Genomic DNA, 19345 nt, shown 5'->3' on the forward strand with positions numbered 1-19345 from the left:
TCACGCGTTGCCGTCCTCTTCCTGCGCGGCCAGCATCGCCAGGCGGCTGCGGCGCGCGCCGAGATCGTCCATCTCACGTTGCTGGCGGCGCTCGATGACCTGGTGTTCCTGCACCCGGTAGCTGGCGGCGAGCTGTTCGAGCACCTGCTTGTCACGGCTGGCCAGCAACAGCCGGTCACGCTGGATATCGACATTGGCGCGGCTGCGGTCGACGTTCTGCAGCTGTTGCTGCAAGGCGCTGTCCAGGCGATCCAGGAACGCACGCCGGTTGGCCAGCTGGGCCGGGCTGGTGGCGGCCATCTGGCTGTTGGCATACTCCTCCATGTAGCCACGCAGTTCTTCCAGCCGCGATTCATGCGCGCTCAGCGCCTGCTGGCGCTCGGCCAGTTCGCGGGCCACGGCGTCTTCGGTTTCCTGCGCACGGCGCAGCAGCGGATCAATTCGGCGGGATTGCATCATTGATGATGTCCTTGCGTTGTTGCGTTGGGCGCTCGACCAGTTGTTCAAGGGCCTGGCGACTGTCGTCCAGGTCCGCCGCGCGGGCCACGTCCTGGCCGAGGAACTCGACGATCTCCGGCCAGCGTGCCAGCGCTTCATCGACCAGCGGATCGCTGCCGCGCTGGTAGGCGCCGATCGCAATCAGGTCGCGGTTGCTGTTGTAGGCCGACAGCAGTCGCTTCAGTTTGCGGATGCGATCACGCCAGGTTTCATCGGCAATGTCGGTGACCACGCGGCTGACCGATGACTCGACGTCGATGGCCGGATACAGGCCGCTGTCGGCCACCCGCCGCGACAGCAGGATGTGGCCGTCCAGGATCGCGCGGGCCGCATCGGCAATCGGATCCTGCGGATCGTCGCCTTCGGTCAGCACGGTGTAAAACGCGGTGATTGAACCACGTCCGGCGGCGCCGTTGCCGGCGCGTTCGACCAGCGCCGGCAGTCGCGCGAATACCGATGGCGGATAACCGCGGGTGGTCGGCGGCTCGCCCACCGACAGGCCGATTTCGCGCTGGGCCTGGGCAAAACGGGTCAACGAATCCATCAGCAGCAACACGTTCAGGCCCTGATCGCGGAACCACTCGGCAATCGCGGTGGCGCGGTAGGCGCCCTGCAGGCGTGCAAGCGGCGGCCGATCGGCGGGGCTGGCGACCACCACCGCGCGCTCCATGCCGGCCGCACCGAGCGTGGTTTCGACGAAGTCGCGCACTTCACGGCCACGTTCGCCAATCAGGCCGACCACGATCACGTCGGCGGCGGTGTAGCGGGTCATCATGCCAAGCAGGGTCGACTTGCCGACGCCGGAGCCGGCGAACAGGCCGACGCGCTGGCCACGGCCAATCGGCAGCAGTGCGTTGATCGCACGCACGCCGACATCGAGGGGCCGGGTAATCGGTTCCCGCGACAGCGGATTGATCGAAGCGCCGGCCAGGCTGACGCTGGTCTCGGCGCGGATCGGGCCACGTCCGTCCAGCGGCACGCCGTCGCTGTCGATGACCCGGCCCAGCAGGCCTTCGCCGACCTGCACGCCACCACGACGGCGCTGCGGCACCACCCGCGCGTTCGGCAGCAGGCCATGCATTTCCGCGCTTGGCATCAGGTAGGTGCGTTCGCCGGAAAAGCCGACCACTTCGGCATCGACCCAGCCACCGTCGACCACTTCGACCTTGCAGGTGGCGCCGAGCGGTGCTTCGCAGCCGATGGCTTCCAGGGTCAGGCCGACCGCACGACGCAGGATGCCTTCGCGGATCAGGCCACGGCCATTCGGTTCCGGCTGGATGCTGGACAGCCGCGCGGCCAGCCGCAGGTCGCGTGCGTCCAGCCACTCCAGTGGTTGTGCGCTCATGGCAGCACCGCGCTGCGATTGACTACGTTGCGGTTGAGTACATTGTCCAGTGCACCGCGCAGGCGTGCCTCCAGCGTGCCGTCGATGCGCACGCTCTCGGCATGCACGCGCAGGTCACCGCGGCTCAATGACAGATCCGCGGTCAGGCGGGTGCCGGGCATCAGCGACAACACCGGTGTCAGTGCGGCGATGTCGTCCGGATGCAGGCGTACTTCCACTTCGCGATTGCTGGCGCCGACCGCATCCAGCGCTTCGCTGGTCAGTTCCGACAACAGCATCGGGTCGGCCTGGTAGGCGCGGCCGACCAGGCTGCCGGCGATGCGCACGGCCAGTTCCGACAGGGCGGCGACGACTTCGTTCTCGAGCCGGTCCAGCGGACGCGAGAAGTTGTCGAGGATGCCTTCCATCTGCGCGGCCAGGCGGCGGACTTCGGTCTGGCCCTGGGCCAGGCCTTCGGCATGTCCCTCGGCGTAGCCGCGGGAAAGGCCTTCTTCGTGGGCGGCGCGTTCGATCGCCTGGATCTCCTCGACGCTGGGCGGCCGCAGCGGTGGCAGTTCTTCGGCCAGTGGCTCGTTGGCGGCGCCAAAATCCAGTGCCGGGGCCAGCCAGCGGATTGCCTCGTTCATACCAGTTCCTCGCTGTTGCTACCCAGCGCGATCGCGCCCTGGTCGGCCAGCCGGCGGACGATGGCGAGGATCTCTTTCTGCGCCGATTCGACATCCGACAGCCGTACCGGGCCACGCGCTTCCATGTCCTCGACCAGGATCTGGGCGGCGCGCTGCGACATGTTGCGGGTGATCTTCTCGCGCACCTTGGGGTCGGCGCCGCGCAGCGCCAGGCTCAGACGATCGTTGGCGACTTCGCGCAGCAGGGTCTGCAGTTCGCGGTCTTCCAGATCGATCAGGTTGTCGAAGACGAACATCAGGTCCTGGATGCGGGTGCCGAGGTCGGCATCGATCTGGGCGATGCCGCCAAGGATGATCTGGTCCTGGCCGGAGTCCATGAAATTGAGGATGTTGGCGGCGACCTTGACCCCGCCGATGTTCGACGACTTCAGGTTCTGGTTGCCTGCGAACTGGCGCTCCATGATCTCGTTGAGCTCGTTCAGTGCATTCGGCGGGATGCCGTCGAGGGTGGCGATCCGCAGCAGCACGTCGGCGCGCGCGCGCTCGGGCAGGATCTTGAGCACGTCGGCGGCCTGGTCACTGTCCAGGTGGGCGAGCACGATGGCGATGATCTGCGGATGCTCGTTGCGGACCAGGTCGGCGATCGCGCGCGGGTCCATCCACTTCAGCGAATCCAGGCCGGTGGTGTTGCGGCCCAGCAGGATGCGGTCGATCAGGCTGCCGGCCTTGTCTTCACCCAGCGCCTGCACCAGCACGTTGCGGACGTAGTCGTCGGCGCCCATGCCGAGCGAGGTCTGCTTGTCCAGCGACTGGCCGAAGCTGTCCATCACCTGCAATACCTGGTCGCGGCTGATGCCGCTGATGGTGGCCATGGCGATGCCGAGCTTCTGCACCTCTTTGGCATTCATGTGCTTGAGCACTTCGGCCGCGTCCTGTTCGCCCAGCGACAGCAGCAGGACCGCGGCGCGTTGCACGCCGGTGAGGGCGGGGATGTTGTTATTCATCGGTCGCCAACCAGTCCTTGACTACCTGCGCGACCTGCTTGGAGTCGCTCTTGACCGCTTCGCGGGCCTGTCGCAGGCGATCCTCGTAGGCATCGGATGCCAATGCGCGCGGCGCCGGGGTTTCAACCCTGTCCTCGGCCAGCGCGGCCATCAGCTGTTGTTCCTCGTCGCCGTCGTCGAGCATGGTCAGCTCGGCGCTGGGCGGTGCCGGTTTGCTGCCGGCCGGCTGGGTGATCTGGCGGATGGCCGGGCGCAGTACCCCGAACAGCAACGCCAGCACCACCGCCGCGCCCAGCGCATAGCGGGCGACATCGCGCAGCATCGGGTTCTGCAGCAACGGGTGCTGCCACAGCGGCAGGTCCTCGGGTGCGTCGACCGCCTCGCGCACGAATGGCGCGTTCATCACCGACACCGAGTCACCGCGTTCGGCGTCGAAGCCGACCGCTTCCTTGACCAGCGATTCGACCCGCGCCAGTGTCGCCGCATCCAGTGGCACCAGCGTGACCTTGCCGTTGCCACCGGTGCGCGGCACGTGGTCGACCAGTACCGCGGCGGTCACCCGGCGGATCCGGCCGGCCGGCTGGCGGGTGTGCTGCAGGGTGCGGTCGAGTTCGAAATTGCGGGTTGCGCTGCTTGCGGTTTCGACCGGCGCGGCGGGGTTGGGGTCGGCGGCGGCGGTCGGGCCGGGCGGGGTGTTGCTGGCGGCGCCGGGCACACCTTCGGGACCGGGCTTGCTGACAGTGTTCTGGCTGACCTGTTCGCTGCGGATCTTGGTCGGATCATTGCCGTAGACTTCGCGCGCTTCCTCGCTGACCGAGAAATCAAGGTCGACGGTCACTTCGGCGTTGACCCGGCCCGGCCCGGTCAACGGTTCCAGCAGCTCGCGGATGCGATCATTGAATGAGGTTTCCTGGCGCCGCACCTGTTCGAACTGGGCGGCACTGAGCGCCGATTCGCTGTCCGGGTCGGTGACGTTGAGCATGCGCCCGCTCTGGTCGACCACGGTTACCCGTTCCGGCGCCAGATCAGGAATGCTGGAGGCGATCAGGTGGATGATGGCATCGACCTGGTTGCGTTCCAGCATCGCACCGGCACGCAGCTCCAGCACCACCGAGGCGCTGGCGACATCGCGCTGGCGGGTGAAGGCACTGGGCTTGGGAATGGCCAGGTGCACGCGCGCATCGCGCACCGGGCGCAGGGTGGTGATGGTGCGCACCAGCTCGGTTTCCAGCGCATGCTGGTAACGTGCGTTCTCGACGAACTGGCTGACTCCGAAACCGGGATCGCGTTCCATCATCTCGAAGCCCAGCCTGCCGCTTTCGGTCAGCCCGGACCCGGCCAGCTTGAGGCGTGCGTCGTGCAGGTTTTCCTGCGGCACCGAAATCGCGCCGGTCGACTGATCCAGCTTGAACGGAATCTGCGCGGTGCGCAGCAGGTCGGTGGCTTCGGCCGTGGCCTTGGCATCCAGGCCGGTGTAAAGCGGTGTGTAGTCGGGCTTCTGCGACCAGAAGAACACCATCAGCCCCAGCGCCACCGCGCCGGCAATCACCAGCAGCGTGCCCAGCTGCCGCAGCACCGGCAAATCCTGCAGCCGTCCCAGCGCCGCGTTGGCCTTCTCGGCGTTCAACGTCTGCTTGAGTGAATCCTTGGAAAGCGAGATGGCCATGGTGCTGCGGTTCCTGCGCGACGGCGTGGAGGGCGGTGTTGCCGATGTTGCGGTGGATCAGGCGGGTGGGTGGGTACGTGTAGTCGCCGACTGGGCAGTTGCGATCAAAGCGGCATGTTCATCACGTCCTGGTAGGCCTGGACCAGGCGATTGCGTACTTCGACCGTCGCCCGGAACGCGACCTGCGACTGCTGCGCCGCCACCATCACCCGCGCCAGATCGGCGCGCGGGTCGCCCAGCTCGAACGCGGTGGCCAGTGCCCCGGCGTTCTTCTGGGTGCTGTTGACGCCTTCGATCGCGCTCTGCAGGGTTTCGGTGAAACTGGCCGGCTTGATGCCGGGGTTGCCGAAGTCCACCGCCGACGGATTGGCTGCCAGTTCCTTGCCCAGCGGCGGCAGCGCGGGCGTGGCCAGTTGGCTCTGGTAGCTGCGTATCTGCGAAAGAATGGAAGAAACGGCGTCGGACATGGGCAGTTGGCTGGCGGTGTGTCTTCAAGTGATGGTTGCAAGACCCGTGCCGCAATCGCCTGGCTGCCGCCGTCAGCTTTCCGTCGCCAGTGCCTCTTCGCGTTCGACCCCGTACTTGCGCAGTTTCTCCACCAGCGTGGTCCGGCGCAGGCCCAGCAGTTGCGCGGCATGGGCGACCACGCCACCGGCGCGTTCCAGTGCATCGCGGATCAGATCGACCTCGATGCGGGCGATGTGCTCGCGCAGATCCAGGCCTTCTTCGGGCAGGCGCTGGATGGCGGCCGGCGCATCGATGACGGCCGGGCCGCTAGTGACGGCGCCCGGATGCGCTTCGAGGACGGGTTCGCTGCGCACGGTGGTCGCCGCAGCGTCGGCCAGCGCGTTGGCGGTGGCTGCAGCGGCATCGTCTGCCTGCAGCGCCGGCGCGTTTGCCGGTTGCGCGGCCAGTGCCGGCAGGCTGCCGTCCTGCGGCTGGTAGCGCCGTGGCAGGTCGTGTGCACGCACCAGCCCACCGGGGTGCAGCACCGCCATCCGCTCGACCAGATTGGTCAGCTCGCGCACGTTGCCCGGCCACGGATACTGCGCCAGCGCCAGCAACGCGTCGCTGGCGAAGCGCACTTCGCCACGGCCGGTACGGGCCATCTGTGCGGCAATCGTGGTGACCAGTTGCGGCAGGTCTTCGCTGCGCTCGCGCAGGGCTGGCATTTCAATCGGGAACACATTGATGCGATAGAACAGATCCTCGCGGAACTGGCCATCGGCGATCCGGTCTTCCAGGTTGCGGTGGGTCGCGGCGATCACCCGCACGTTGCAGCGGATGGTCTGGCCACCGCCGACGCGCTCGAAGCTGCGCTCCTGCAACACGCGCAGCAGCTTGACCTGCATCGGCAGGCTCATGTCGCCGATTTCGTCCAGCAACAGGGTGCCGCCTTCGGCCATTTCGAAGCGTCCCTTGCGCGCACTCAGCGCCCCGGTGAACGCTCCTTTCTCGTGGCCGAACAGTTCGCTCTCCAGCAGGTCGGCCGGAATCGCACCACAGTTGATGGCGACAAATGGCCCGTCACGGCGCGGCGACTGCGCGTGGATGGCGCGCGCGGCCACTTCCTTGCCGGTCCCCGATTCTCCCAGTACCAGCACCGTGGTGTCGAAGGCGGCGACCTGGTCGATCAGCCTGCGCAGGCGGCTGACCGCTGCGCCGCTGCCGGTCGGACCGTGGCTGTCGACCGAGGCGCCCTGGTGTTCGCTGTCCAGGCGCTTGAGGCTGGCGCGACGCAGACAGGCTTCCAGTTGCGCGTGGCGCAGCGGGCTTTCCAGCGGCCAGACGCCGGCTTCGTGCAACTGGTGGTCGCTGGCAAACGTGGCCGCGTCGCCTTCCAGCAGCATCACCGGTGGCGGCAGGCTGGCACGTCCCAGCCACGCGAACAGCGCGTCGGCGGCGGTCTTGTCATCGAGGCTGCCAACCATCACCGCCATCCAGTCGCGCGGATGTTGCCGCGACAGGTCGACGTCGGCCGGACTGGCGACCCAGCGCGGGGTCAGGTCCATGAATTCCAGCAACCCCACCATGCGCTCGGCACGCGCGGGATTGGCATCGACAACCAGGATTCGCGATTCGCTCATGACAGATGGCTTTCTTTCAGTTTTTCAAGGATGGGCAAGACTTCCTGGATGTAGGAAAGCTTGCTGACGAAATCGTCGGCGCCGGCCCGCAACGCATGTTCGCGATGCTCGGCGTCGTCGAAATGGCTGGCGATGACCACGAACGGCGGGTTGTCCTGGGTCTTGATCAGGCGAGTGGCCTGCAGTCCACCCATTTCCGGCATCGCCAGGTCCATCAGCACCACGTGCGGGCGCAGTGCTTCGGATCGTTCAATGGCCTGCAGACCGTTGTTGGCGCGGCCGATGATGTCCAGCCACGGATGCTTGCGCAGGTGGCGGATGGCGGCATTGATGAAGCCGTCGTGGTCGTCCACCAGCAATACTTTGAGTCGGTCCATCGGGGCGCCTGTCGGTGTGATCATGTCGATTGCTCAGCCAGCTTTGGCAAGAGGCAATACGTTACCGCGGCCGCGGCGGCGTTCGCGTGCCGGTGCGATGTCCAGTTGCTCGCGATACTTGGCGACCGTGCGGCGGGCGATATGCACGCCCTGGCGCGCCAGCAGGCCGGCGATGGCGTCATCGGCCAACGGTTTGCCCTGCGGCTCGGATTCAATCAGGCGCCGGACCATCGCCCGCACCGCCGCGCCGGAGACGTTGGCGCCTTCCAGGCGGACCGCGAAAAAGCGCTTCAGCTCGAAGGTGCCGCGCGGGGTCTGGATGTACTTGCCAGTGGTGATGCGCGAGATCGTCGATTCGTGCATGCCGATTTCATCGGCGATTTCCTTCAGCGTCAGTGGCGCCATGGCTTCCTCGCCATGGGTCAGGAAACCGGCCTGGCGCTCGACGATGGCGCGGGCGGTGCGCAGCAGGGTGTCGTAGCGCATCGACAGGCCACGGGTCAGCCAGCGCGCTTCCTGCAACAGGTCACGCAGCCTGCTGGTGCCTTCGCCGGGCGCGGCCTGCTCCAGCAGGCGTTCGTTGGCTGGCGATACCGATACCCGCGGTGTGGTCGCTGGATTCAGCGCCACCCGCCAGGCGTAGTCCGCATGCCAGGCGACAACGTCGGGAACGATGTACGCGGGCGCACTGGCCTGCAGCAACTCGCCCGGCCGTGGTTGCAGCGACAGGATCAGGCGCACGCCTTCGCGTACCTGTTCGACCTCCAGCCGCAGCCGGTTGGCGATGCCGGCGTAGTCATGGCTGGCCAGCAGCGGCAGGCAATGCGCGATGATGTTGGCGGCGACGCTGCGTGCCGGCACCCGGCCGGGCAGCAGTTGCAGCTGCACGGCCAGGCATTCAGCCAGATCGCTCGCGGCCAGGCCGGGAAAGTCGCCATGCAGCAGCCGTTGCCGCAGCGCCAGCGCCTGCTCGACGCTGATCTGGAAGCGTTCGCTGGCGGTGGTGGCCAGGGTCGAGACGGCATCGGTCAGATAACCGGCGTCATCCAGCTGCTCCAGCCAGAACGCCACCACCGCCAGTTGCGGCGCGTCCATTTCCAGCGCCAGCCGTTGCAGCACGCGCACATGCGGGTCGCTGGACTCGCCGGCCTCGATCCGCTGCAGGCGGTCGTCGTCTTCGCCATTCCAGCTGGCGCCACGCACGTCCCACAGCGACGACTCCTTCAGCTCGTCGAACGCGGCCACTTCGCAGCTGGCGGCGTCGCGGTCGGCACTGGCATCGGGTTCCTGCGCGGCGGCCTCGAACGCGGTTTCCTCCAGCTCCAGCAGCGGATTGATGTCCAGCATGCGGCGCACTTCCAGCTCCAGCTGCAGACCATCCAGTTGCAGCAGGCGGATCGATTGCAGCAGCTGCGGCGTCAGATTAAGTTGTTGCCCGAGCTGGGCACTCATCCCCGTTTTCATCTACTCATTGCCCCGGTGGAAACCCCTGATGCCCGCGGCGCTGGCCGTGAACATCCTGTGATGAGTCACTGTGAGGCGAGGGCGCCAAGAAAAGAATCAGGGCGATTCCGCTGCAACTGAGAGTGTTCCCGACAGGCGTGTAGGGGATTTACCGACAGCGACGGCGTTTGCTCAACCCGCAAGGCCACGTGACAAGGGCTTGGCGCCGTAAGGTTGGCGCCGGCCCCGACAGACCGTTCGTCGGCTGGGCCAGGCAAGTGACGGGCCAACACTGGCTTGAGAACGCGGCTACGCGCGACAAAGCGTTGACGCACCAGTTTCAACAGCACTGCGGCCTTGAACCTGCATTCCTGCCGAGCGCCACCGTGGTACCAAAGCCTGCTCATTGGCTCATTGCCATCGACGTAGCTTTATCTGGTTGTGCAAGCTCCGCTTCTGGCCGTGCGTTGAAGGTGGCCGCGCATCACTGAGCCATAACGGTATCGGCGTCATTGCCAGGCGCGCAACAATCACAGTTTCGGGGTCAGCGTTGGAGAAAGATACTCGGGGTCGAAATACACGGATTTACTGGCAGTGAAAAGGAGTTCCGATGCATCGTTTTCGTTCGACATTACCGGTCATTCTGGCGCTCAGCCTGCTCGGCTGTGCTCATGCCGGCCCAGCATCCGATTCCGCGCCTGGCAGGGAGACCGCCGCCATGGCACATTCAACGGATGCCACATCAGCCAGTCCTCAGCTCAGCGCGGAGCAGGTCGGCAAGCGATTTCTGAAGCTGATTGAAGGGCTGGAGTCGCGCGATGACTTGAGTCTGGAGCGCATCAGGGATGTCATGGGGCTATCACTTAGAAACTATGAGAGTCGATCTGATGATTTCTATGCCTATAGCCAATTGCTGGAGGATGACTGGTACTTTTCGGTGGATTACCTTGAACCCTCGCCCTCCTCAATGCGGGGCGTAGGTCTGTCTTTCGGTAAGCCATTTCCGGCAGAGTTCGAGCCGAATCCGATGCCCGCCTCACTCTGCGTATTGGACTTCGAGTATTACCACAATGCGCTGAAGGCAATGGGGCTTTATGCTGAGCCGGTATGCGATGAGATTGGTCGATTGCGCAGCTGGGAATATACAAAATTCAATAGTGACGCAGTTGACTTTACGCTTTCCATCATCCTGCAGAACATCGTGCCAGGTGAGCCGGGAACCCTGTGCGTTAAATCCATCGACATGTTGAACGGACGCTGATTTGCCAAGGAGAATATAGGCATGAGCAACTCGAATCCCCAATTCGAAGCGGCATCGGCATGCGTTGCCGCAGAGCCCGGTGCTGCCTCCGAACAAGCGGCGTAATTACCTAATTCGATCGGTGCCGAGCCGGAGGAAGCCGCGCAGCTCAATCGGAATGCCGCCATCCAATGCAAGGCATCACTCCATCGCGTTGTCTTTGCAAGGCTGTCTGCTGACCAGCATCATGATGGTCACAGTTGCATCGTCGTTGCTCGATGCAGATACTGCAGGTCGATTGCTACGGATTTCATACGGTGAAAAGGAGTTTCCATGCATCGCTTTTCGTTGGGGCTGGCGGTCATTTCGGCACTCAGTCTGCTCGGCTGCGCTCACGCCGGTCCAGCATCCGATTCCGCGCCCGGCAGGGAGGCCGCCGCCATGACACATTCAACTGATGCCACTTCAGCCAATCCGCAGCTCAGCGCGGAAGAGGTCGGCAAACGATTTCTGAAGCTGATTGAAGGGCTGGAGTCGCGCGATGACTTGAGTCTGGAGCGTATCAAGGATGTCATGGGGCTATCACTTAGAAACTATGAGAGTCGATCTAATGATTTCTATGCCTATAGCCAATTGCTGGAGGATGACTGGTACTTTTCGGTGGATTACCTTGAGCCTTCGCCCTCCTCAATGCGGGGCGTAGGTCTGTCTTTCGGCAAGCCGTTTCCAGCAGAGTTCGAGTCGAATCCGATGCCGGCCTCACTCTGCGTATTGGACTTCGAACATTACCGGGATGCGCTAACGGCAATAGGTTATCGCGATGTGCCAATTTATGGCGAAATCGGCAACCTGATAGATTGGCGATTTTACAAAAGCGATATCACGCTTTCCGTCGTTCTGCAGAACATCGTGCCGGGCGAGCCGGGGCTGTTATGCGTCAAATCCATCGGAACATTGAACTGACGTTGACTCGGCAAGGAGAGCCCCGCATGGCCAATCCCAATCCCCAGCTCGAAGCCGCATTGGCATACTTTGCCGCACAACCCGGCACCAGCGCCGAACAGGCGGCACAACTGCGCGATGCGCTCAACGCCGATTCTGACCGGTTGAGCCAGCTCAACCAGCAGGCAACTAACGGCCAACTCAGGGGTTTCGCGCTGGAAACAGCAGGCGGCAAGCCGAACCTGATCGGCGGCTACGACAAGGCTACCGGCGTGGTCACGCTGCCACTGGCCAGCTTTCAGCCCGTTGTTGGAACTGCCAGCGCCGACCTCAAGGCGGTTGTCGGCATACAGGCGATGTCGGTCGCCTTCGCAGATAAGACCTATATCGATGCGAAGGGACAGTCACAGACCGTCAGCCAGGACATGCTCGGCAATCTACAGACAAGCTTTAACGGATCACCGGAGCTAGCCAACCAGCTCAAGACCGCCGTCCGTCGCGAGGAGGTGCAGCATTTCAGTCTGCTGGACAATCGAATGGCCGCTGGCGCGACCTATGATGGCGTCACCCATGACGGCACGCCCAAGGGCATCAATCTGCCGGTACTAGGGCTGCAAACCAACTCGCCGGCTCAGCCGCAGGGGCGCTACGATGAAAAAGACATGACCTGGGTCTTGGGTCATGAAATCCAGCATGGTTTGAACAATGCCGCAAAGGCCGAGGCAACCCGGAACTTTCTGCGTGACATCAGCAGGCAGGCCAAGGCACCGGATGGTATGCATGACTATACCGCTGAGTTGAAGGCCTATCTGCAAGCCAGCCGCGAGGATGAGGCAAGCGCTAATATCGCAGGCTGGAATGCCTTGCTCAGCCGTGAGCAACAGCGGAATCCAGGCAAGCCTGGATTGGAACTAATGATGGATGCAAAAAGCAGCAGAACCTTGGATGTCGCTGGCATCGACCGAACTACACAAACCATTACCATCCAACCCGGCTTTACCTTCAATCCCGATGGCAGCCTATCCATGACGCCAGCCAATATTGCGGCGATGGGCAAACACTATTTCGACCGGCCGTCGCCATTGCATGCAAAACCCGGTGAGCGTGCGGTGGGATTGGGTGAACACGTCCCCAGGCCAGCGCCGACTATCCCAACTATTACGGCACCTGGGCGCTGGAGCAGGTATTGGCCGCCGAGAATCGGGCCAACCTGCGTCAAGCAGGGGCCAAGCCACAGATCGTCATCGACATGGCTGGCATCGGCTTGAAGGAAGACCTGCTGGAGATGGAAGGACTGGACCTGGGGAAGAGCAGGGCGCCGCGGCCGTATCTGGACAGCAGCCACACGCCAGCCCGGAGCGGACACTTTCACCACACCCAGGATGCCAGCCAGGGACATGACCACCAGTACGTACCGATTACTGCCGCCCCGCCGTTGACCGCCACCGGCGACGCGGTGGTCGACCGCTGGCTGCGCGCCCTGCAGACGGGTGACCTTGCCGCCGCACGCAAAGTGGAGAACGAGTTTGCCGCTTCGGCCGAAGGACAGTGGCAGTGGGAAACAGGACTGGCCGCGGCCCACGCCGAACAGGACCGCCAGCAGCCATGGCGGGCGCAGGCCCGCGACACACCGCTATACCAACAGGCGCTGCAGCAGTTGGACGCACAACCGGGCCAGTTCTGGATGCATGAACAGCGCGAGAATCTGGCTGGGGCGCTGGCACTGCAAGCGCAACGCGCCGGCTTGCCACGCATAAACGCACTGTTTGCGGGCGAGAACGGCGTGCAGCCGGTTTTCCAGCATCCGCACAACCATTACGCGAACCGCTATGGCGCGGCCGCGGACCCGCAGCAGGCGGCAGAACAACCGTTGCAGCACAGCATGCGGCAACTGGGCGAGGAGGCGGCGCAACAGGCGCAGCAGGCCTTGCTTGAAGAGCAACGGCAACAACAGCGCGGTAGGTCGCTGTAGGTTTTCAAAGGAGTTTCCATGCACGACACGGATGTACTGCGCCAGCTGATGCTGGCGGTATCACGGCTGGCGGAGGGTAGTGACCAGCAGATGCGGCAAGCCGAGCAGTTTGCCGAGAGCGTTCGGCAGCTGCAGGCCACGCAACTGGAGTGGGTCAAGCAGCGCCAGGTTGAAGAAGGCCATTTCAGGCAGGCCATGGTGCAATTGTTTGCCGAGCAGCAGGACAGGACCGAAGCCGCACTGCGTCCGGTCATCGGCAAGACCTGGTGGGGTCTGGTGACGGTAGCCGCCGGCTTTGTGTTGTTCTATATCGGCGCATGGTTGCTGGTGGACCAGCAGCTGCAGCGGCTGGAAGAGGCACAGGCCCGCGCCGATGCCGCGCAGGTGTCGGCGGAAGTCCAGCAGGCGTCGCAGCATGTGCGGATCACCTCCTGTGGTGGTCGCGCCTGCATTGCCATCGACAAGAACACGCCAACCTGGAAGAGCAACGGCAAGGAATACGTGCTGGTTGATGGCAGACCCGCCGACTAGGCAGCAGCTGCCGGGCCAGTAGCAAGCGGCGCTCAGGCCAGTTCGTTGTGGTGGCGGGCGGCCAGCAACAGCAGGTCATTGGCGCGCCGGCAGCCGAGCGCTTCCATCATGCGTGCGCGGTGGGTTTCCACGGTCTTGACGCTGATACCGAGCAGGGCGGCGATTTCCTTGCTGCTCAGGCCGCCGCCGAGCTTGTGCAGGATCTGGCGCTGGCGAGGCGACAAGGCATCGATGCCGGTGGGCCGGCGCTGGCGGTTGAGCATGGGCGCGAGCATCTTGGCCGACACCTGCGGGCTCAGGAACACCTGGCCGGCCTGTGCCGCGCGCAGGGCCAGTTCCAGTTCCATCGGTGCGGCTTCCTTGACCACGAAACCATCGCAGCCACGATCCAGCGCGCTGCGGATCTGATCAGGGTCGTTGTGCATCGACATGATCACGATGCGCACCGCCGGCAGCGCCTGCTTCAGTGGCGCCAACAGGTCCAGGCCATTGCGATCAGGCAGCGACAGATCCAGCAGGATCAGATCCGGACGATGGATGTTGGCCAGGTCGATGGCCTGCTGGGCGGTGGAGGCCTCGGCGACGACGTCGACGTCCGCCACTGATTCGAGCAGCCGGGCGATGCCGGCCCGCACCAGGGTATGGTCATCAACAATCAGGACGCGCACTTGGACAGATCAACCGCAACAGAGGGAAGTCACATTAGCGGTCGGAACCCGCCCCGCCAACGCCACCGGCGCGGATGGTATTGGAATTGACGACGTCTGTCACATTTATCGCGGTTGCGATGCCGGAAATCCGTCACCGGTCGCATATCGTGGTCTGAACAGCCCTGCGTCAGCCGCCGCTGGCGCGCCGGGCCTCGGCAATCTGCCGGCGATGCATGCGGAACAGGTGACGCTCCAGTGCTTCCGCATAGCCCGGTTCCAGCGCCCCGGTGCGCAACCACAGGTGCTGGCCGCTTTCACTGTGCTGCTGGTCCAGTACCGTCACCGGCAACTCGATGCTGTCGTTGATCCAGCTGACCGGTGCCAGTCGCACTACGCCGGTATCGCCAGTGGCAACGTCAACCGGCTGTTCCAGGTCCAGCCGCAGGCCGCGATGCGACCAGCGCAGCGGGCAGGGTGGCAGCGGGTTCTCGAGGCGACCGGCCAGTCGTCCGAGCAGGCCCAGCACCAGATCCAGTTTCGCGTCCAGGCGCTGCACCGCCAGCGGCAGCTCGCCGCGCTCGTCCGGGTCCTCGCCGCGGGTGTCCTCGGCCACCGCCAGTCCCAGCAGCAGGGTTTCGGAAGCCTGTTGCATCAGCACACGCGCCCCGCGCTGGAAGCTGGCCGGCAGCACCGCGTCGCAGGTCAGGGCATCGCCGAAGAGGCTGGCTTCGGCGGGGTGCGGAAGATGGGCGACCGAACGGCTCATGCGCGCTCCCCGCCCATGCGGGCATAGCTCCGAGCAGCGCGTCCGGATTGTTGCAGCTGGCGCATCTGTTCGGCAGCGCGATCACGCAGGGCGGTCATCGTCTGCAGCATGGTCTGCTGGGCAGCCAGCAACGCACGCAATTGCGCCTGGCAACCGCCAGTCCGCGAAGGACTGGCCAGGAACTGGCGCAGATCCTGATCGTGGCGCGACAACAGCCATTGCGCGCCGTCCAGATCGCCATTGGCCAACGGCGCCTGCATCGCCTGCAACTGCGCATGCAGCGTTTGCAGGTCGTTGCCGATGTCGCTGTCGATGGCGGATGCAGGCAGGTTCGTCATGCGCTGGCTCCGACTGAAGGCCGTTGCCGCTGGTGGGCCGGGATCGCATTCCAGGCCGATTCGATTTCGCCCAGCAGTTCCAGCGACTCCCGCAGCGCGGACTCGTCGTTGTGCAAGTTGGCTTCGGTCAGGCGCGCCTGCAGGTAGTCGTACAGCGATGACAGACTGCCGGCGATGTCGCCACCGGCTTCATGGTCCAGCGAACCATTCAGATGGCCCAGGATCGCGCAGACTTCGCCGATCGCCTTGCCCTTGCGTGCCAGATCGCCACGCGCCACGCAGGCCTGGGCCAGGCGGATGCGTTCGCAGGCACCGGCCAGCAGCAACGCCACCAGCTTGTGCGGGTCGGCTTCCATCACCGCGCTGTTCAAGCCGGTGTTGCGGTATTCGGCGGCGTACGAATGAGGTGACATGCCTTTAACTCCTGTCGTCGCGGGCGGGCACGCCACGCGTGCGCGGCGTGGCGGCCGTGTCCACGTGGTGACGGTGCATGCCGGGCATCTGCGTGTGGGCCATGATCAGATCTGCGCGGCCAGTGAGGCCAATTGTTGGGAAAGATACGAGCTGGTGCTGTTCATCTGCGAAATCATGCTGTCCAGCGCCACGAACTGCGCCTTGTAGCGGTTGCCGACGGCTTCCATCCGCGCATCCAGTGCGGTGCGCTGGGTGGCGACGTCCTTGACCTGCAGATTGAGGGTCGCGGTGCGGCGGGTGAACGCGCCGTCGGTACCGATGTAGCCCTTGACGGTATCCAGCAGAGTGTTGGCAAAGCCACTGTCGCCGGTGAACGCGGCGCGGATGCGATCCGGGTCCTTGGCCATCGCCGCATCGAACTTGGCGGTATCCAGGACCAGGCTGCCGTCGGAAGATGGGTAGCCCTTGGTCTGCAGACCCAGGGTCTTCGCGTCCAGCCCTTGCGCGGCCAGATCGCCGAGCAGGTTGCCGAGCATCCCGCGCAACTGGCCCGAGGCACCGCGCATCTGCGCATCGCCGGTGAGCGCGGACGGCGCGTCGTTCTCGGCATCGTAGGCGGTCGCGGTACCGATAGCGGCCAGCGCGGCGTTGTAGGCGGTGACGAAATCCTGCACCAGCTTGCGGCTGGCGGCGACATCGCCCGATACCGTGACCGTGCTGCTGCCTTCGCTTTTCAGTACCAGGCTCAGCCCCGGCACCGCGTCGGTCAAGGTGTTGTTGCTGGCAGTGATTTCCAGGCCGTCGATCGAAACCCGCGCATCCTTGGCCTGGACCCGCTCCTGCATGCTGGCAACCAGGTCCTGCAGATCGCTGCCGCCTTCGGCAAACGCCAGTGACACGCTGTTGTCGGCGCCGGTCTTGTCCGCCGACAGCGACAGGAACTGTCCCTCATTGGCGCTGACGATGCTGGCCTGCACCCCCTTGCCGGCGCCAGCCTGGTTGATCGCGCTGCGGATGTCGGCCAGCGTCGCCCCGGCGGGCACGTCCACGTCCAGGGTGGTATCGCCTACCTGCACACTCAGCTTGCCTGCGGCGAATGTCTGGCTGGTCGCCACCGGGCTGTCGGCCAGCCACTTGTTGGCGGTTGCCAGTGACAGCACCTCGATGTTGTAGGTGCCGGTCGGCGTGCTCTTGCCGGCTGTCGCGGTCAGGGTGGTATCCGTCGAGGATTTGACGCTGCGCGCGTCAAAGGCGTCGGCGCCGGTCATCGCCTTCAGCGCGGTCTGCAGGTTGTTGAAGGCCGAGCTGACCGTGCCCAGTGCGGAAATCTTGAATTTGGCGGCGTTTTCAACCCGGTTGAGGCGATTGTCGGCCGGCGCCCGATCCGCGGCCACCAGCTGTTCGACCATGCCGGTGATGTCCAGCCCTGATCCAATGCCGCCGTATCCCAGTGAGTAATCCGCCACGCCCGCTCTCCTCGTTGCTCCCGTGTGGGAGGTGCGGGTGCCGGCCAGTTGCCGGTGCTGTCCAGGACAGTACGCCCGCGGTCCACAAGATAACGGCCGCGGGCAGGCTATCTTTAGCCCGCCCGCGACCTGCTTTTTGTTTTGCCCGCCGGCACAACCTGGCGAGTGCCGCCCACGCCGCTGCGTCTCCCGCCACCGCCATGCCGGCCGGCCGCCAGCAACGCGGACTGCGAAACAATGGATGCAGGATTTGTGCCACTGGCCCAGTGCCGCTATCCGCGGCGGCATCCCGATGGGCCGGAGTGACATGTCGCACTGGTGGTGGTGCCAAGCAGTCAAGCTGTTGAAGCCGAACACATCACCACGCAATACTGCCGTGGTCGCTGGCACTGATGCCATGCTTGCAACAAGGATGCGATGACATGCCCGTCTGCTTACGTTTTCTGGTTGGTGCCTGGATGTCTAGGAAAGGCTGGCCGGTCCAATTCGGTTGTTCGCCCACCTTCCATGGCTGACGGCGCGAGCAGAACCTCAAAAGCCAGTGGACGCTTCGGGTCATTCAAGGTCCCCACCACGCGGCAGGTTGCAAGCAGGAAGGGTGCGCTGTCCATTGCTACGGGTTTTGTTCGCTGCGACTTCCATACGCATAAAAAAAGCCCCTTTCACCAGGAAAGGGGCTTGAAGCCTGCCAAACGGAGGGAGACGAATCCGCCCGGGATGTGACAGAAAAAGGAGCGGCATCCTGCAACCAGGGTGGCCTGAAGGCGGACACCCTGGGGTTTACCGGGTGGCTGGGCTTAGCGGAGCAGGCTCAGCACGTTCTGCGGCACCTGGTTGGCCTGGGCCAGCATCGCCGTACCGGCCTGCTGCAGGATCTGGGTGCGGGTCAGTTCAGCGGTTTCCTTGGCGAAGTCGGTGTCACGGATGCGGCTGCGCGAGGCGGCCAGGTTTTCCGAGCTCGACTGCAGGTTGGCAACGACCGAGGTGAAGCGGTTCTGGATGGCACCGAGGTCGGCGCGGGCGCTGTTGACCGAGGTCAGGGCCTTGTCGACGATTTCCAGGGCCTGCTGTGCGCCCTTGACGGTGGAGATGTCGAGATCGCTGGCGTATTCCTTGCTGGCCGCAGCAGCCGAGGCGGTAAAGCCGGTTGCGGTGGAGGCGATGGCCTGGAAGGCACCGTCGCTGTCGACGCTGTCCTTGACCGAGGTCAGGGTGACGGCGCCGGTGTCATCGGCTTCGGCGTAGACGCCGGTTTCGCCCAGCTTGGCGTTGATGTGCGAGGCCAGCGCCTTGCCGGCGGCGACTTCGTTCTCACCGGCATCGCCGACGCTGGCCACATCCAGTGCGTCGAAGCTGACCGCGACGCCGCTGGCACCGGTGATGGTGAAGGCGCCGATGGCCACGTCGGTGTCGTCAACGCCGGTGACCTTGGCGATGGTGCCGCTGGCGAACTGGGCGCCGCCCAGTGCATTGGCTTTGGCGTCGACCACCTTGTCGATGGCAATCGCCTGGCCGGCATTGGCGCCCACCTGGAACAACTGGCTGGAGAACGAACCATCCAGCAGCTTGGTGCCGTTGAAGTCGGACTGCTTGGCGACGCGGTCGATTTCAGAAGTCAGCTGCTTGACTTCGGCGTTCAGCGCGGCGCGGTCGGAAGACGAGTTGGTGGCGTTGGCCGACTGCACCGACAGCTCACGGATGCGCTGCAGGTTGTTGCCGATTTCGGTCAGCGAACCTTCGGCGACCTGGGCCAGCGAAATACCGTCGTTGGCGTTGCGTACGGCGACGTCGAGGCCGCGGATCTGGGTGCTGAAGCGCTCGGAGATGGCCAGGCCGGCGGCGTCGTCCTTGGCACTGTTGATGCGCAGGCCGGAGGACAGGCGCTGGATGGTGGTGGCCAGCGAGGCGCCGCTGGTGCTCAGGTTGCGCTGAGCATTCAACGACATGGTGTTGGTGTTGATTACCTGTGCCATGAAAATG

At 64.6% G+C, this 19345-nt stretch carries 20 protein-coding genes; 5 read left to right on the forward strand and 15 right to left on the reverse strand.

The genetic code is table 11. From position 1 onward, the window contains the following. From fliJ to rpoN, 9 genes are all read right to left on the reverse strand, one after another. Positions 1-459: a flagellar export protein FliJ gene (fliJ, locus tag ABB29_RS04400; protein WP_057657393.1), complete on the reverse strand. Its 459-nt coding sequence runs from the start codon at positions 457-459 to the stop codon at positions 1-3. Further along, entirely contained in the window at positions 437-1843 is a 1407-nt protein-coding gene (gene fliI, locus ABB29_RS04405) for a flagellar protein export ATPase FliI (protein ID WP_057657394.1), read from the reverse strand. Before fliI ends, fliJ begins: the two co-directional genes overlap by 23 nt. Further along, complete coding sequence (locus ABB29_RS04410) at positions 1840-2469, reverse strand: FliH/SctL family protein (protein WP_057657395.1); 630 nt, start codon at positions 2467-2469, stop codon at positions 1840-1842. The genes fliI and ABB29_RS04410 overlap by 4 nt, the downstream gene beginning before the upstream one ends. Beyond that, positions 2466-3473 carry a flagellar motor switch protein FliG gene (fliG, locus tag ABB29_RS04415; RefSeq protein ID WP_057657396.1) on the reverse strand — a complete coding sequence of 336 codons (1008 nt, stop codon included), beginning with the start codon at positions 3471-3473 and terminating at the stop codon, positions 2466-2468. The genes ABB29_RS04410 and fliG overlap by 4 nt, the downstream gene beginning before the upstream one ends. Next, a complete protein-coding gene (gene fliF, locus ABB29_RS04420) occupies positions 3466-5139 on the reverse strand; it encodes a flagellar basal-body MS-ring/collar protein FliF (protein WP_057657397.1) in 1674 nt (557 codons plus the stop codon). Before fliF ends, fliG begins: the two co-directional genes overlap by 8 nt. 104 nt (positions 5140-5243) lie before the next feature. Further along, entirely contained in the window at positions 5244-5606 is a 363-nt protein-coding gene (fliE, locus tag ABB29_RS04425) for a flagellar hook-basal body complex protein FliE (RefSeq protein ID WP_057657398.1), read from the reverse strand. A gap of 72 nt (positions 5607-5678) precedes the next feature. Continuing rightward, entirely contained in the window at positions 5679-7226 is a 1548-nt protein-coding gene (locus ABB29_RS04430; protein WP_057657399.1) for a sigma-54 dependent transcriptional regulator, read from the reverse strand. Beyond that, positions 7223-7603 (reverse strand): response regulator, encoded by a 381-nt coding sequence (locus ABB29_RS04435; protein ID WP_057657400.1) that lies wholly within the window; start codon positions 7601-7603, stop codon positions 7223-7225. The genes ABB29_RS04430 and ABB29_RS04435 overlap by 4 nt, the downstream gene beginning before the upstream one ends. Positions 7604-7636: 33 nt before the next feature. Beyond that, positions 7637-9067, reverse strand: a complete 1431-nt coding sequence (gene rpoN / locus ABB29_RS04440; RefSeq protein ID WP_057657401.1) for an RNA polymerase factor sigma-54 — start codon at positions 9065-9067, stop codon at positions 7637-7639. A gap of 589 nt (positions 9068-9656) precedes the next feature. Between rpoN and ABB29_RS04445 the strand changes: the two genes are divergently transcribed. The 5 genes from ABB29_RS04445 to ABB29_RS04465 all read left to right on the forward strand — a co-directional run bounded on the left by ABB29_RS04445 (position 9657) and on the right by ABB29_RS04465 (position 13731). After that, the gene (locus ABB29_RS04445) at positions 9657-10307 is read left to right on the forward strand and encodes a hypothetical protein (protein ID WP_157062489.1); all 651 of its coding nucleotides are present in this window, start codon (positions 9657-9659) and stop codon (positions 10305-10307) included. A gap of 312 nt (positions 10308-10619) precedes the next feature. Then, positions 10620-11249, forward strand: coding sequence for a hypothetical protein (locus ABB29_RS16295; protein ID WP_157062490.1), 630 nt, complete (start codon positions 10620-10622; stop codon positions 11247-11249). 26 nt (positions 11250-11275) lie between these two features. Then, the gene (locus ABB29_RS16545; RefSeq protein ID WP_211260674.1) at positions 11276-12496 is read left to right on the forward strand and encodes a hypothetical protein; all 1221 of its coding nucleotides are present in this window, start codon (positions 11276-11278) and stop codon (positions 12494-12496) included. Next, the gene (locus tag ABB29_RS04460) at positions 12478-13200 is read left to right on the forward strand and encodes an XVIPCD domain-containing protein (protein ID WP_057657403.1); all 723 of its coding nucleotides are present in this window, start codon (positions 12478-12480) and stop codon (positions 13198-13200) included. Before ABB29_RS16545 ends, ABB29_RS04460 begins: the two co-directional genes overlap by 19 nt. 18 nt (positions 13201-13218) lie before the next feature. Beyond that, on the forward strand, positions 13219-13731 hold the full coding sequence (locus ABB29_RS04465; RefSeq protein WP_057657404.1) for a hypothetical protein: 513 nt from the start codon (positions 13219-13221) through the stop codon (positions 13729-13731). 32 nt (positions 13732-13763) lie between these two features. On the opposite strand, the gene ABB29_RS04470 is transcribed toward ABB29_RS04465, so the two are convergent. The 6 genes from ABB29_RS04470 to ABB29_RS04495 all read right to left on the reverse strand — a co-directional run bounded on the left by ABB29_RS04470 (position 13764) and on the right by ABB29_RS04495 (position 19338). After that, positions 13764-14399 carry a response regulator gene (locus tag ABB29_RS04470; RefSeq protein ID WP_057657405.1) on the reverse strand — a complete coding sequence of 212 codons (636 nt, stop codon included), beginning with the start codon at positions 14397-14399 and terminating at the stop codon, positions 13764-13766. 169 nt (positions 14400-14568) lie between these two features. Then, positions 14569-15147, reverse strand: coding sequence for a PilZ domain-containing protein (locus ABB29_RS04475; RefSeq protein WP_057657406.1), 579 nt, complete (start codon positions 15145-15147; stop codon positions 14569-14571). Then, positions 15144-15485: a hypothetical protein gene (locus ABB29_RS04480; protein WP_057657407.1), complete on the reverse strand. Its 342-nt coding sequence runs from the start codon at positions 15483-15485 to the stop codon at positions 15144-15146. The genes ABB29_RS04475 and ABB29_RS04480 overlap by 4 nt, the downstream gene beginning before the upstream one ends. Beyond that, positions 15482-15898, reverse strand: a complete 417-nt coding sequence (fliS, locus tag ABB29_RS04485) for a flagellar export chaperone FliS (protein ID WP_057657408.1) — start codon at positions 15896-15898, stop codon at positions 15482-15484. Before fliS ends, ABB29_RS04480 begins: the two co-directional genes overlap by 4 nt. A gap of 105 nt (positions 15899-16003) precedes the next feature. Next, complete coding sequence (gene fliD, locus ABB29_RS04490) at positions 16004-17365, reverse strand: flagellar filament capping protein FliD (protein WP_057657409.1); 1362 nt, start codon at positions 17363-17365, stop codon at positions 16004-16006. Positions 17366-18162: 797 nt separating this feature from the next. Further along, complete coding sequence (locus tag ABB29_RS04495) at positions 18163-19338, reverse strand: flagellin (RefSeq protein WP_057657410.1); 1176 nt, start codon at positions 19336-19338, stop codon at positions 18163-18165. Between the last annotated feature and the right edge of the window lie 7 nt (positions 19339-19345).

This window comes from Pseudoxanthomonas dokdonensis (assembly GCF_001431405.1).
Classification (GTDB): Bacteria; Pseudomonadota; Gammaproteobacteria; order Xanthomonadales; family Xanthomonadaceae; genus Pseudoxanthomonas_A; species Pseudoxanthomonas_A dokdonensis.